Raw genomic sequence first — 14,163 nt, forward strand, 5'->3', positions numbered from 1 at the left:
ACCAGCGACGCAATTCCGCGTCGACTGGCCCGTCCGCTCGACCTGTTGAATTTCCTGCTGGCCGACGTACGCGACGGGCTGGGGCCCTATCTCTCGATCTACCTGCTGCTGACCCACCACTGGGACCAGGAGTCGATCGGCTTTGTCATGGCGATCGGCGGTGTCGGCGGCATTCTTGTGCAGGCACCGGTGGGCGCGCTGGTCGACAAGACCACCGCCAAGCGCGCCCTGATCATCGCCGGTGCCTCGACCGTCACCGCCGCGTCGCTGGCGATGCCGATGTTTCCCGGCTTCTACTCAATCTCGGTGCTGCAGGTCCTGGCCGGAATCGCCGGTTCGGTATTCGCGCCGGCGCTGGCCGCGATCACCCTGGGCATCGTCGGGCCGAGACGGTTTTCGCGCCGAATCGGCCGCAACGAGTCGTTCAACCATGCCGGAAACGCCACGGCCGCAGCCATTACCGGGGGGCTGGCCTATTGCTTCGGCCCGGCGGTGGTGTTCTGGGTGCTTGCCGCGATGGCGGCCGCCAGCATCGCTGCGACCCTGGGCATCCCGCGCGATGCCATCGACCATGACGTCGCCCGAGGCATGGATCACGTGCCCGGCGAGCAGCAGGACGAGCCGTCACGCCTGCGCGTGCTGTGGCACAACCGCAGGCTGATGATCTTCGCCGCCGCGGTCGTCGCGTTTCATTTTGCGAACGCCGCGATGCTGCCGCTGGTCGGCCAGTTGCTCGCGCTGCACAACAAACACGTCGGGACCGCACTGATGGCGGTCTGCATCGTCGCGGCACAAGTGGTCATGGTGCCGGTTGCCTATCTGGCCGGCGCCAAGGCCGACGCCTGGGGGCGAAAGCCGATCTTTTTGTTCGGATTCGCGGTTCTGGCCGCTCGCGGCTTTCTCTACCCGCTGTCCGGCAATTCGTATTGGCTGGTCGGTGTACAGCTACTGGACGGGGTGGGCGCCGGCATTTTCGGGGCGCTGTTTCCTCTCGTCGTGCAAGACGTGACCCACGGAACCGGCCGATTCAACCTCAGTCTGGGAGCGATCACGGCGGCGACGGGATTGGGTGCCGCGGTGTCGAATTACGCCGCGGGCGCCATCGTGGTCGCGGCCGGCTACAACGTCGCCTTCTTGGCTCTGGGCGGCCTCGCCGGTGCGGGTTTCGTGCTGTATTTGCTCGCGATGCCGGAAACGGTCGTGCGTGAACAACGCGCTGGCTAACGATTGATTACGGCAGTCAAACGCATTGGCGACGACGTGACCAAGACCACAGTTTTGTGTCGTACTCGTCGGTAGCCCTTGCTGACTACGTGTTTTGCTTAAGATATTGGTAAGTACGGGTAGTCGAGGACGTCCTTCTGACACGAAAACCAGTGCAATAATTGGTACTACGAGTCTCATACAATCGTGTTTGCGTGGGACTTCCTTTGACGGCGCGTAACCTGAAACTTCGGCAGTGTGCCTGTCCGGTTAACAAATGGAAGGCGGAGACGTGGATCCGAACGGCAGTGGAGCCGGGTCAGATTCTCATGGCGGGTCCCCTCCTGTTGGGTCGGACCGTCAACGCCTGGAACAGGTCGTCATCCGATTCGCCGGCGACTCCGGCGACGGTATGCAGCTGACCGGTGACCGGTTCACCTCCGAGGCCGCGCTCTTCGGCAACGACCTCGCGACTCAGCCGAACTATCCCGCCGAGATCCGCGCCCCCGCAGGCACATTGCCCGGGGTCTCGTCATTCCAGATTCAAATCGCCGACTACGACATCCTCACCGCCGGCGACCGGCCCGACGTGCTCGTCGCGATGAACCCGGCCGCGCTGAAGGCCAACATCGGTGACCTACCGCGCGGCGGAATGGTGATCGCGAACTCCGACGAATTCACCAAGCGAAACCTGACCAAGGTCGGTTACGTAGCAAACCCGCTGGAGACCGACGAGCTGTCCGACTACGTGGTGCACTCGGTCGCGATGACCACGCTGACGCTCGGCGCCGTCGAGGCAATCGGCGCGTCCAAGAAGGACGGGCAGCGCGCCAAGAACATGTTCGCGCTCGGCCTGTTGTCGTGGATGTACGGGCGACCGATCCAGACCAGCGAGAACTTCATCCGGGAGAAGTTCGTCCGCAAGCCCGACGTCGCCGAGGCCAACGTGCTCGCGCTCAAGGCGGGCTGGAACTACGGCGAGACCACCGAGGCCTTCGGCACCACATACGAGGTGTCCCGGGCGACCCTGCCCACCGGCGAATACCGTCAGATCTCCGGCAACACCGCGCTGGCCTACGGCATCGTGGCGGCCGGCCAGCTGTCCGGCATTCAGGTCGTGCTCGGCAGCTACCCGATCACTCCGGCGTCGGACATCCTGCACGAGCTGTCCAGGCACAAAAACTTCAATGTGATCACCTTCCAGGCCGAGGACGAGATCGGTGGCATCTGCGCCGCGATCGGGGCCTCGTATGGCGGCGCGCTGGGCGTGACCAGCACTTCCGGACCGGGTATCTCGCTGAAGTCCGAGGCGCTCGGCCTGGCCGTGATGACCGAACTGCCGCTGCTGGTCATCGACGTGCAGCGAGGCGGACCGTCCACCGGTCTGCCCACCAAGACCGAGCAGGCCGACCTGCTGCAGGCGCTCTTCGGCCGTAACGGCGAGTCACCGGTGGCGGTGCTGGCACCGCGGTCGCCGTCGGACTGCTTCGAGACCGCCTTGGAGGCGGTGCGCATCGCTGTGTCGTACCACACGCCGGTGATCCTGTTGTCCGATGGCGCGATCGCCAACGGCTCGGAGCCGTGGAAGATCCCCGACGTCTCGACGCTCAAGCCGATCACGCATAACTTCGCCAAGCCCGACGAGCCCTTCCAGCCTTACGCGCGCGACCCGGAGACGCTGGCCCGCCAGTTCGCCGTTCCGGGCACGCCGGGTCTGGAGCACCGGATCGGCGGCCTGGAGGCCGCAAACGGTTCGGGCGCAATCTCTTACGAGCCGGTCAACCACGACTTGATGGTTCGGCTGCGCCAGGCCAAGATCGACGGCATCTCGGTGCCCGACCTGGAAGTCGACGACCCGACCGATGATGCCGAGCTGTTGCTGATCGGCTGGGGCAGCTCGTACGGCCCGATCGGTGAAGCCTGCCGACGCGCGCGGCGCAAGGGCATCAAGGTCGCCCACGCCCACCTGCGTTACCTCAATCCGTTCCCCGCGAACCTCGGCGACGTGCTGCGTCGGTACCCGAGGGTGGTGGCACCGGAGATGAACTTGGGCCAGCTGGCGATGCTGCTGCGTGCCAGGTACCTGGTCGACGTGCAGTCGGTCACCAAGGTGCAAGGCGTTGCCTTCCTCGCCGACGAGGTCGGACGGCTCATCCGCGCGGCCCTAGCCGGGACCCTGGCCGAGATCGAGCAGGACAAAGCGATGGTCGCCAGAATGGCGGCAGCAACGGTTGGAGCTAACGCATGACGCGCGACGGCGACGATGCAGTAGGGGCACCGCCCGCTTGCGGGGGACGAAGCGATGGGGAGGAGCGGCGCTCGTGACTAACGCGATCAGCGGCGACCTGGCGGGCACGGACCTCGGCCTGACTCCGAGGCTGAAGAAGAACGACGGTGTACCCACCACCGATCAGCCGCAGAAGGGCAAGGACTTCACCAGTGACCAAGAGGTCCGCTGGTGCCCGGGCTGTGGTGACTACGTCATCCTCAACACGATCCGCAACTTCTTGCCGGACCTCGGCCTGCGCCGCGAGAACATCGTGTTTATCAGCGGTATCGGCTGCTCCAGCCGCTTCCCCTATTACCTCGAGACCTACGGGTTCCACTCGATCCACGGCCGCGCCCCGGCGATCGCGACCGGCCTGGCGCTTTCTCGCGAGGACCTATCGGTCTGGGTTGTCACCGGCGACGGCGACGCCCTGTCGATCGGCGGCAACCACCTGATCCACGCGCTGCGCCGCAACGTCAACATCACGATCCTGCTGTTCAACAATCGGATCTACGGGTTGACCAAGGGCCAGTACTCGCCGACGTCCGAGGTCGGCAAGATCACCAAGTCGACGCCGATGGGGTCCCTGGATCATCCGTTCAACCCGGTGTCGCTGGCGCTGGGCGCCGAGGCGACCTTCGTCGGTCGCGCGCTGGACTCCGACCGTGCCGGGCTGACCGAGGTATTGCGCGGTGCCGCCGAACATCGCGGCGCCGCGGTGGTCGAAATCCTGCAGGATTGCCCGATCTTCAACGACGGTTCGTTCGACGCGCTGCGGAAAGAGGGAGCCGAGGACCGCGTGATCAACGTGCGTCACGGTGAGCCAATTGTGTTCGGCGCCAACGGCGAATACTGCGTGGTGAAGTCGGGCTTCAGCCTCGAAGCCGCGAAGACTGCCGACGTGGCCGTCGAGGAGATCGTCAAGCACGACGCGCACACCGACGACCCGGCCTACGCGTTCGCGCTGTCGCGGCTGTCGGACCAGAACCTCGATCACACCGTGCTGGGCATCTTCCGGGATGTCTCCCGGCCCACCTACGACGACGCGGCCCGCGCTCAGGTCGCCGCGGCCCGGGCTGCCACTCCGTACGACGCGGCCGCGCTGCAGTCTCTGCTGCGCGGGCGTGACACCTGGACCGTCGAATAAGGGGCTGCGCTCGTGTCCGATGCAGTGTCATTGGCCGCAGTAGTACTCGCCGGGGGCGAATCGCGGCGCATGGGCCGCGACAAGGCCACCCTGCCGGGGCCCGGCGGAGCCGCCACGATGGCCGAGTACGTCGTCGGTGTCGTAGCGCAGCGCTGTGAGCCGGTATTCGTCGTCGCAGCCCCGGGCCAACCGCTGCCCAAGCTGGCGGCGGCGCATGTTATCCGTGACGAGATCCAGGGCCTGGGGCCGCTGCCGGCCACCGGGCGAGGACTGCGCGCCGCCGCGGAGGCGGGCGCTCAATTCGCCTTTGTCTGCGCGGTCGACATGCCGCTGCTGACACCGGAATTGATCGACGACCTGATGGCGCTCGCCACCAAGACCGACGCCGAAGTGATCGTGCCCTGGGACGGCCGCAGTCATTTCCTGGCCGCGGTGTACCGCACCACTCTTGCCGACCGCATCGATGCACTGGTGGCCGGCGGCGAGCGCAGGATGAGCGCGCTGATCGACGCGTCAGATGCCCAACAGATCGTGCTACCGGATTCGCGTGCGTTGACCAACGTCAACACCGACGCCGAGTTCCGCGCCCTAGTGCTCCCCGGCGCCTGACGCGCCCCGGCGGGTTTCGCCATTCTTGGATGTTAATTGATCGCCTTTATCTCAAATTATCGAGTTAAAAGCACGCTTTAATACTCATCCAGTTAACCATTGGTTCATCCTCATTTTTGGTTCGAATGCAAGCGAATATCCGGCCATTCGCCGCGTTATTGCCGCACGTGCCGGTATCGGGGCGTTCCGCGCGAGTGAGCCACGTTGTGCCACAGTAGGTTTCGAGTACTCTTCGGCGCGCCGGCGGGGCGGGTCGCTATTGGCACGTTGATGTGCGCAGTCTAGATCGCCAGGTGAGTTTCTCCAGCAAATTGCTTCGTGCAAATGCGCTGAGCCCACCGCCCGTGGCTCAGCCGTGGCGCCAAGAACCGACGCGTCGGCGGATGCTGCGGCTCCTCCGCGTGTATGTCTCACTAAAGCCGTTGAAGCCCTGCGTAACTCGGCCGAAACGATTGTCAAGACATGTTTACGTAGTGCTAACGCCCGCCGCATGGGCGCCTCGCGCGTACATCGACGAACGACCCTGTGCAAGAGCATGTTTCGGCTGCTAGAGGTACAAGTTTCGGCGTGATTCGACTCGAACTGAACCGATCAAGATCAGTCCGCTCGTGCCGGCTGATTGCCCTCGGTCGGGTCTGCCGTCGAGCGAACTCTACGGCGGCTGAACCGTCCGGCAAACGGGTGGTCCAGCTCACAAAATGTGCGTGATTCGAGTCACGAAAATGCCATGATCTTGACCTGGGAGTTTGCGAAGAAAAGGCGTCGCTGACCTGCAGAAATTATTCCCGTCCCACGTCGTGATCTGCTCGTTATTGTTCCGAGATATCGGCGTGTCGGATATGACGGATGCTTCGCGGTCCCCTACGGTGCCTTTTAGCCCGAAAGGGGTTAAACAAAATTTAATCCACGTACCCGTGTGTGAGCGGGGCTGCGGACGGTGAACGCCGCCCGGCAGCCAGCGGCTTTGTGCCTGCTGGGCAGACCATGCCCTCGCTGTCGTGCCGAAACGAGACGGCACGGTCCAGAGCACCTATTTCCACTTCACGAACCCCCTAAACCCATCCGTGGGTTTGCTTTGGCGCGCGCGCTCGCGAAAGGAACGCTTTGAATAACGTCCGTAAGACGCTCATCCTCGCTGCTATCACAGGTTCGCTGGTGACGCTTCCGTCCGCCACCGCGAGCGCGGATGTGCCCCCGCCGCCGGCTCCCGACGCGCCCGCCGCGCCGGCGGGCTTCGACGTTCCGCCGCCTCCGGCACCGGACGCCCCGCCGCCTGCGCCGGTGGGCTTCGACCCGAACGTTCCGCCGCCTCCTGCGCCGGACGCTCCGCCGCCGCCCGCCCCGGTCGGCTTTGACGCCCCGCCGCCTCCGGCACCGGACGCCCCCGCGCCGATCAAGGCGTACAGCGTGAACTGGGATGCCATCGCGCAGTGCGAATCGGGTGGCAACTGGGGGATCAGTACCGGCAACGGTTACTCCGGTGGCCTGCAGTTCACCTCGAGTACCTGGCGTGCCAACGGCGGATCGGGCTCCCCCGCCGGCGCGAGCCGCGAGGAGCAGATACGGGTGGCCGAGAACGTGCTGCACTCGCAGGGGATCGGCGCGTGGCCGGTCTGCGGCCGTCGCGGCTGACCTCAAAGCCAACAGAAAATGCCGGGCCTTCGTGCCCGGCATTTTCTGTTGTACGCGCGGCCGCGGTACAGCCGATGTCGTCCGGTACCGTCGCGACGATGACGGCATCGGGGCGTGAATTCGACATCGTGCTGTACGGGGCGACCGGCTTCGTCGGCAAGCTCACCGCCGAATACCTGGCACGCGCCGGGGCCGGTGCGCGGATCGCCCTGGCCGGCAGGTCGGCAGAGCGCTTGCGCGCCGTCCGCGACAGCCTCGGGGAGGCCGCGCAGTCCTGGCCGGTGCTGAGCGCCGACGCGGCGTCGCCCTCGACACTGGACGAGATGGCCGCCCGCACCCAGGTCGTCGTGACCACGGTCGGCCCCTACGCCCGCTACGGAATGCCGTTGGTGGCCGCGTGCGCCGCGGCGGGTACCGACTACGCGGACCTGACCGGCGAGGCGATGTTCATCCGCGAGGCCATCGACCTCTATCACAAGCAAGCAGCCGACAACGGTGCCCGGATCGTGCACTGCTGCGGATTCGATTCGGTCCCTTCGGATCTGACGGTGTACGCCTTGTACCGGGCGGCACGCGACGACGGCACCGGCGAGCTCGGCGACACCAACTTCGTGATGCGCGCATTGATGGGCGGGTTCTCCGGCGGGACGGTCGCGTCGATCATGGGCGTGCTGCGCGCCGCGTCCAGCGACGCGGATGTCCGCAGCCTGCTCGCCGACCCGTACACGCTCAGCACCGATCGCGGCGCCGAACCCGAACTCGGGCGGCAGCCCGATCTGCCCTGGCGAAGGGGTCGCTACATCGCGCCGGAGCTGACCGGAGTCTGGACAGCCGGATTTCTGATGTCGTCGATCAACACCCGAATCGTGCGTCGCAGCAACGCATTACTGGATTGGGCATACGGCCGGCGCTTCCGCTACACCGAACACATGAGCCTGGGCTCGTCGCCGCTGGCGCCGGTCGCGTCGGCCATCATGGCCGGGATCGGCAACGCGTCTATTGGCCTCGGCAGTCGCTACTTGCGGCTGCTGCCGGACGCGCTGGTGGACCGCATCACACCCAAACCCGGCACCGGTCCGAGCGCTAAAACGCGCGACCGCGGCTACTACCGGCTCGAGACCTACACCAGCACAACCAGTGGTGCGCGGTATGTGGCGAGGATGGAGCAGCAGGGCGACCCCGGCTACAAGGCGACGGCGGTGTTGCTGGGAGAGTGCGGCCTGGCTCTCGCGCTGGATCGGGACAAGCTCTCTGACCTGCGCGGGGTGCTCACGCCGGCGGCCGCGATGGGTGAGGTATTGCTGACCCGGTTGCCCGCTGCCGGCGTGTCGCTGCGGACCGAGCGGTTGGATTAGACCCACTGCCACAACGTCTTTCGACCGGCCGCTGGATTGGATCAGTGTCCTGGTCGACGTGCTTGAAGATCTGTGCAAGAGATGGTTCGTCGCCGCCGACCACGCGACGAAGTAGCCAAGCGTCACTGCACGTCTGGAGCGATCGTCGGAATTTCCGATGGTTTCGATTGCGCCGAGGGAGGTATGCCAGCAGACGTGTCCGGCGTCATCACGCCGGCCTAGACGACGAGAGGGAAAAGCCATGTCAGACACGCTTACTGAAGGACAACAGCTGCAGCGGGGGCAGTCGCTCGCCTCCAAGAACGGGGCCTACACGCTGACGCTGCAAGACGACGGCAACCTCGTACTGGCCGCGCGCGGCGAAGCGTTGTGGGCGACGGCGACCAACGGCCAAGACGTGCAGCGCGCCGAGGTGCAGCGCGACGGCAATTTCGTCCTCTACACGTCGGACAAGCCGGTTTGGCACACCGACACCAAAGGGAAGAAGGACGTCCGGTTGGTGCTTCAGGACGACTGCAACCTCGTGCTCTACGCCGCGGACGGACCGGCATGGTCCACTCACACCGAGACCGACGGTCCGCCACCTCCGGCGCCGGCCGCCGAGCCCGCGGATGTGACGACCGACACGTCCCAGCCCGTCGCCGAACCCGCCCCCGAGCCGATGTCCGGTCCTGTCGGCGGCATTCCGCAGCCCGCGGGCGAGGCGGCCCCCGAGCCCGCGCCGCGCACGTACACCGTCGTCTCCGGCGACACGCTGTGGGCGATCGCGGAGCGGTTTTACGGTGACGGCAGCAAGTATCAGGTGATCGCGGACGCCAGCGGTGTCTCCGATCCAGACCTGATCCACCCGGGCCAGGTGCTCACGATTCCCTGAGCGGCGCGGCGCCACCGAGAGTGACCGAGCACACCCCGTGTTCGGGCGCTTACACGCGGGCCCGTCGCGGTTCCTAGAATTGACCGGTGACCGCCAGCCCCCGCTCCGCCGCCGACCTGCCCAAGTCGTGGGATCCCGGTGCGCTGGAGACGGCGATCTACCAGAAGTGGGTGGACGCCGGTTACTTCAAGGCGGACCCGACTAGTTCCAAGCCCGGGTACTCGATTGTGCTGCCGCCGCCGAACGTCACGGGCAGCCTGCACATGGGCCACGCGCTCGAGCACACGATGATGGACGCCCTGACCCGCCGCAAGCGCATGCAGGGATACGAGGTGCTGTGGCAGCCGGGGATGGATCACGCCGGCATCGCGACGCAGAGCGTCGTGGAAAAGCAGCTCGCGGTCGACGGCAAGACCAAAGAGGACTTCGGTCGCGAGCTGTTCGTCGACAAGGTCTGGGACTGGAAGCGTGAATCCGGCGGCGCCATCGGCGGCCAGATGCGCCGCCTTGGCGACGGGGTCGATTGGGACCGCGACCGGTTCACCATGGACGAGGGCCTGTCCCGCGCGGTCCGGGCAATATTCAAGCGGCTCTACGAGGCGGGGCTGATCTATCAGGCCGAACGACTGGTCAACTGGTCGCCGGTGCTCCAGACGGCAATCTCCGATATCGAGGTCGACTATCAGGAGGTCGAAGGCGAACTGGTGTCGTTCCGGTACGGGTCGCTCGACGACTCGCAGCCGCACATCGTGGTGGCGACCACCCGGGTCGAGACGATGCTCGGTGACACGGCGGTCGCGGTGCATCCCGGCGACGAGCGCTACCGGCATCTGGTCGGTACCACGCTGCCGCACCCATTCCTCGATCGGCAGCTGATCATCGTCGCCGACGAGCACGTGGACCCCGAATTCGGTACCGGCGCAGTCAAAGTCACGCCCGCGCACGACCCGAACGACTTCGAGATCGGGCTGCGTCACGAATTACCGATGATTTCGATTCTCGATACCAAAGGCCGGATCGTCGATACCGGAACACAATTCGACGGCATGGATCGCTTCGAAGCTCGCGTCGCCGTTCGTGAGGCGCTGGCCGCACAGGGCCGGGTGGTCGCGGAGAAGCGGCCTTACCTGCACAGCGTCGGGCACTCGGAGCGCAGTGGCGAACCGATCGAGCCCCGGCTGTCGCTGCAGTGGTGGGTCAGGGTGGAGTCGCTGGCCAAGGCCGCCGGCGACGCGGTGCGCAACGGGGACACCGTGATTCACCCGGCCAGCCTGGAACCGCGGTGGTTCGGCTGGGTCGACGACATGCACGACTGGTGCATCTCGCGACAGCTCTGGTGGGGCCACCGCATCCCGATCTGGTACGGGCCCGACGGCCAACAGGTCTGTGTCGGCCCGGACGAGACCCCCCCGGAGGGTTGGACCCAAGACCCCGACGTGCTGGACACCTGGTTCTCGTCGGCGCTGTGGCCATTCTCCACGCTGGGCTGGCCGGATAAGACTCCTGAGTTGGAAAAGTTCTATCCGACAAGTGTTTTGGTGACCGGATACGACATCCTGTTCTTCTGGGTGGCGCGGATGATGATGTTCGGCACCTTCGTCGGCGGTGACGACGCGATCACGCTCGGCGGCTCGCGCGGCCCACAGGTGCCGTTCACCGACGTTTTCCTGCACGGCCTGATCCGCGACGAGTTCGGCCGCAAGATGAGCAAGTCCAAGGGCAACGTGATCGACCCGCTGGACTGGCTGGAGGCATTCGGGGCCGATGCGCTGCGGTTCACCCTCGCCCGTGGCGCCAGTCCCGGCGGCGACCTGTCCGTCGGTGAGGATGCCGTCCGGGCGTCACGCAACTTTGTCACCAAGCTGTTCAATGCCACCCGGTTCGCGTTGCTCAACGGCGCGCAACTGGCACCGGTGCCACCGGTCGCCGAGCTGACCGACGCCGACCGGTGGATCCTGGGTCGGTTGGAAGAGGTTCGCGCCGAAGTGGATTCGGCGTTCGACAGCTACGAGTTCAGCCGGGCCTGCGAGGCGCTCTACCACTTCGCGTGGGACGAATTCTGTGACTGGTATGTCGAAGTGGCCAAGGTGCAGCTCGCCGACGGGCTCACCCACACCACCGCGGTGCTGGCCGCGGCCCTCGATACACTGCTGCGGTTGCTGCACCCGGTCATCCCGTTTGTTACCGAGGAGCTATGGCAGGCGTTGACGGGGGAGGAGTCCCTGGTCATCGCCGAGTGGCCGAAGCCGTCCGGCGTCAGCCTGGATTCTGTTGCGGTGCAGCGTGTCAGCGATATGCAGCGGCTGGTCACCGAGGTTCGCCGGTTCCGCAGCGACCAGGGTCTGGCGGACCGGCAGAAGGTGCCGGCCCGGCTGGCCGGCGTCGCGGACAGCGATCTGAGCACTCAGGTGTCCGCAGTGACGTCGCTGGCGTGGCTCACCGCGCCGGGCCCCGAGTTCAACCCGTCGGCATCGGTGGAAGTTCGGTTGAACGGCGGCACCGTCGTCGTCGAACTCGACACCTCGGGCACCATCGACGTCGCGGCCGAGCGCCGCCGCCTGGAAAAGGACTTGGCCGCAGCGCAGAAGGAACTGGCGTCCACCACAGCGAAATTGGCGAACGAGGAGTTCTTGGGCAAGGCACCGCAGAACGTCGTCACCAAGATTCGCGATCGTCAGCGGGTGGCCCAAGAGGAAACCGAGCGCATCAACACCAGGTTGGCCGGGCTGCAATGACCGACGAGCCCGACTGGCTCGACGAAGCTGGGGCCACCAGCTCTGCGCCGGCGCCGGATGCCGCTCCGACACCGGACGAGATCGCCTCCCTGCTACAGGTCGAGCATCTGCTGGACCAGCGGTGGCCCGAAACGAAAATCGAACCGAGCCTGACCCGTATCAGCGCCCTGATGGATCTGCTCGGCTCGCCGCAACTCGGCTATCCGTCGATCCACGTCGCGGGCACCAACGGAAAAACGTCGGTGGTGCGCATCATCGACGCGCTGCTGACCGCGCTGCACCGGCGCACCGGCCGCACCACCAGCCCGCATCTGCAGTCGGCGATCGAACGCATCGCGATCGACGGAAAGCCGATCAGCCCAGCGCAATACGTGGCGACCTACCGCGAGATCGAGCCGTTCGTGCAGATGATCGACGCGCAGTCGCAGGCCGCCGGCGGTCCGGCGATGAGCAAGTTCGAGGTGCTGACGGCGATGGCATTCGCGGCGTTCGCCGACGCGCCCGTCGAGGTCGCCGTGGTCGAGGTCGGCATGGGCGGCCGCTGGGATGCCACCAACCTGATCAACGCGCCCGTCGCGGTCATCACCCCGGTCGGCATCGACCACGTCGAATACCTCGGTGAGGACATCGCCGGGATCGCCGGTGAGAAGGCGGGCATCATCACCAAGGCGCCGGAAGGCGCACCCGACACCGTCGCGGTCATCGCTCGCCAAGCGCCGGCGGCGATGGAAGTCATTCTGGCACAGACTGTTTCAGCCGACGCCGCTGTCGCGCGTGAGGACTCGGAGTTCGCGGTGCTGAGCCGTCAGGTCGCAATCGGCGGGCAGGTGCTGGAGCTGCAAGGCCTCGGCGGGGTGTACTCCGACATATACCTGCCGCTGCACGGCGAGCACCAGGCGCATAACGCGGTGGTGGCTCTGGCGGCGGTCGAGGCCTTCTTCGGCGCCGGTGCGCAGCGTCAGCTCGACGTCGAGGCGGTGCGGGCCGGTTTCGCCGCCGTCACCAGTCCGGGCCGGCTGGAGCGCATGCGCAGCGCGCCAACGGTTTTCATCGACGCCGCGCACAATCCCGGCGGAGCGGCCGCGCTAGCGCAGACGCTGGACAGTGAATTCGACTTCCGCTACCTGGTCGGGGTCCTTAGCGTGATGGCCGACAAGGACGTCGACGGCATCCTGGCCGCGCTGGAGCCGGCCTTCGATGCCGTCGTCGTGACCCACAACGGCTCGCCGCGGGCACTGGATGTCGAGGCGCTGGCGCTGGCCGCCCAGCAGCGGTTCGGGCCCGACCGGGTGCTGACCGCCGAAAACCTGCGCGACGCGATCGACGTCGCGACCGCGCTGGTCGACGACGCCGCCGCCGAGGGCGACGCCGAAGAGTTTTCCGGCACCGGAATGGTGATCACCGGCTCGGTGTTCACCGCCGGGGCCGCGCGTACCTTGTTTGGACGTGACCCCCAATGACCGATAGCGAGCAGAACCCGCCACCGGCCGACCCCTGGAAGAGCTTCCGGGGCGTGATGGCGGCAACGCTGATCCTGGAGGCGATCGTCGTGCTGTTGGCGATACCGGTGGTCGGCGCGGTCGGCGGCGGACTGACCCCGGTGTCCCTGGGCTACCTGGTCAGTGTGGCCGGGCTGCTCATCGTGCTGTGCGGAGTGCAGGGCCGGCCCTGGGCCATCTGGGTGAACCTGAGCGTCCAGCTCGTCGTCCTCGCCGGATTCGCGGTGTACTCGGGCGTCGGATTCATCGGCGTGCTGTTCGCCGGGCTGTGGCTGCTGATCGCGTATTTCCGCGCCGAGGTGCGCCGACGTCAGGGGCAAACACCGCCGGGCTGAGTCGCGATTCTTTCTGTACGCTGACCGCCGTGACGGAACGGACCCTGGTACTGATCAAGCCGGATGGCGTCGAACGGCGGCTGATCGGCGAGATCATCAGCCGCATCGAGCGCAAGGGCCTCGCGATCGCGGCGCTCGAGCTGCGCAGCGTCAGCAAGGAGCTGGCCACGCAGCACTACGCCGAGCACGACGGCAAGCCGTTCTTCGAGTCGCTGCTCGACTTCATCACGTCGGGACCGGTTGTGGCGGCAATCGTCGAGGGACCGCGCGCCATTGCGGCGTTTCGGCAGCTCGCGGGGGGTACCGACCCGGTGGAGAAGGCCACACCGGGCACCATCCGCGGCGATTTCGGGCTGGAAACGCAGCTGAATCTGGTGCACGGATCCGATTCGGTCGATTCAGCCAAGCGCGAAATCGCGCTATGGTTTCCCGGCGCTTAGGCCCTTAGACCCACACCCCGTCGCCGGGGTTCCAGGTCAGGCTCGTTTGGGGCCGCGGCGTGATG

General features: G+C 66.3%; 10 protein-coding genes and 1 pseudogene. All 11 read left to right on the forward strand.

The window, feature by feature from the left end:
- Positions 1–12 precede the first annotated feature (12 nt).
- The 11 genes and pseudogenes from ACAG21_RS06290 (at position 13) to ndk (ending at position 14,098) form a co-directional block, all read left to right on the forward strand.
- A complete protein-coding gene (locus tag ACAG21_RS06290; RefSeq protein ID WP_370495469.1) occupies positions 13–1,224 on the forward strand; it encodes an MFS transporter in 1,212 nt (403 codons plus the stop codon).
- 271 nt (positions 1,225–1,495) lie between these two features.
- Positions 1,496–3,451, forward strand: coding sequence for a 2-oxoacid:acceptor oxidoreductase subunit alpha (locus ACAG21_RS06295; RefSeq protein WP_370495110.1), 1,956 nt, complete (start codon positions 1,496–1,498; stop codon positions 3,449–3,451).
- Between the two features lie 73 nt (positions 3,452–3,524).
- The gene (locus ACAG21_RS06300) at positions 3,525–4,619 is read left to right on the forward strand and encodes a 2-oxoacid:ferredoxin oxidoreductase subunit beta (protein WP_370495111.1); all 1,095 of its coding nucleotides are present in this window, start codon (positions 3,525–3,527) and stop codon (positions 4,617–4,619) included.
- Positions 4,620–4,631: 12 nt separating this feature from the next.
- Positions 4,632–5,228 (forward strand): molybdenum cofactor guanylyltransferase, encoded by a 597-nt coding sequence (gene mobA / locus ACAG21_RS06305; protein WP_370495112.1) that lies wholly within the window; start codon positions 4,632–4,634, stop codon positions 5,226–5,228.
- Positions 5,229–6,332: 1,104 nt separating this feature from the next.
- Complete coding sequence (locus ACAG21_RS06310) at positions 6,333–6,860, forward strand: transglycosylase family protein (protein ID WP_370495113.1); 528 nt, start codon at positions 6,333–6,335, stop codon at positions 6,858–6,860.
- A 98-nt stretch (positions 6,861–6,958) separates the two neighbouring features.
- Positions 6,959–8,215: a trans-acting enoyl reductase family protein gene (locus ACAG21_RS06315; RefSeq protein ID WP_370495114.1), complete on the forward strand. Its 1,257-nt coding sequence runs from the start codon at positions 6,959–6,961 to the stop codon at positions 8,213–8,215.
- A gap of 241 nt (positions 8,216–8,456) precedes the next feature.
- Entirely contained in the window at positions 8,457–9,089 is a 633-nt protein-coding gene (locus ACAG21_RS06320; RefSeq protein ID WP_370495115.1) for a LysM peptidoglycan-binding domain-containing protein, read from the forward strand.
- An 86-nt stretch (positions 9,090–9,175) separates the two neighbouring features.
- A complete protein-coding gene (locus ACAG21_RS06325) occupies positions 9,176–11,824 on the forward strand; it encodes a valine--tRNA ligase (protein WP_370495116.1) in 2,649 nt (882 codons plus the stop codon).
- A 27-nt stretch (positions 11,825–11,851) separates the two neighbouring features.
- Positions 11,852–13,284 (forward strand): annotated as a pseudogene (locus tag ACAG21_RS06330) (folylpolyglutamate synthase/dihydrofolate synthase family protein).
- Complete coding sequence (locus ACAG21_RS06335; protein WP_370495117.1) at positions 13,281–13,658, forward strand: DUF4233 domain-containing protein; 378 nt, start codon at positions 13,281–13,283, stop codon at positions 13,656–13,658. Before ACAG21_RS06330 ends, ACAG21_RS06335 begins: the two are co-directional and overlap by 4 nt.
- 29 nt (positions 13,659–13,687) lie before the next feature.
- Positions 13,688–14,098 carry a nucleoside-diphosphate kinase gene (ndk, locus tag ACAG21_RS06340; RefSeq protein ID WP_370495118.1) on the forward strand — a complete coding sequence of 137 codons (411 nt, stop codon included), beginning with the start codon at positions 13,688–13,690 and terminating at the stop codon, positions 14,096–14,098.
- Positions 14,099–14,163: the final 65 nt, after the last annotated feature.

The sequence above is a fragment of the Mycobacterium sp. pR1184 genome (genome assembly GCF_041287235.1).
GTDB lineage: Bacteria > Actinomycetota > Actinomycetes > Mycobacteriales > Mycobacteriaceae > Mycobacterium.

What these genes read in the sequence shown, in the direction of transcription:
- ACAG21_RS06335 (WP_370495117.1), top strand. Translation starts at nt 13,281, where the DNA reads ATGACCGATAGCGAGCAGAACCCGCCACCGGCCGACCCCTGGAAGAGC.
- ACAG21_RS06315 (WP_370495114.1), top strand. Translation starts at nt 6,959, where the DNA reads ATGACGGCATCGGGGCGTGAATTCGACATCGTGCTGTACGGGGCGACC.
- ACAG21_RS06320 (WP_370495115.1), top strand. Translation starts at nt 8,457, where the DNA reads ATGTCAGACACGCTTACTGAAGGACAACAGCTGCAGCGGGGGCAGTCG.